Genomic DNA, 272 nt, shown 5'->3' on the forward strand with positions numbered 1-272 from the left:
GGTTTAAAAGGCGCTAAGGGGACTAAAGGCGGCTCAGATAATGATTATTGCTGGGGTAGGTAAGCGGCTTGTTTTTGCTGGCATTTGTCAGTTGATTTAATGCGTATTCTACCCGTTTGACTTACCGATAAAGCAAGCCCTTCGAGGTTTGCTTTATCGCTATTAGGGCAATAAATAAAGGTGCCGTTTTGAAAACCGTTTAATGAGCCATCGGGCCTAAAGGTAATTGCATCTCGTGGGTACTCTAAGCTATCAAACTCATGGGTGTGTTC

At 43.8% G+C, this 272-nt stretch carries 1 protein-coding gene; it reads right to left on the reverse strand.

Annotated elements, in window-relative coordinates; genetic code table 11:
• Positions 1–44 precede the first annotated feature (44 nt).
• A partial coding sequence (locus AAEY62_RS22435; RefSeq protein WP_350636619.1) for a GspH/FimT family pseudopilin occupies positions 45–272 on the reverse strand: 228 nt, incomplete at its 5' end.

It is taken from the genome of Pseudoalteromonas sp. GW168-MNA-CIBAN-0100 (genome assembly GCF_040309225.1).
In the GTDB taxonomy this organism is placed as follows: domain Bacteria; phylum Pseudomonadota; class Gammaproteobacteria; order Enterobacterales; family Alteromonadaceae; genus Pseudoalteromonas; species Pseudoalteromonas arctica.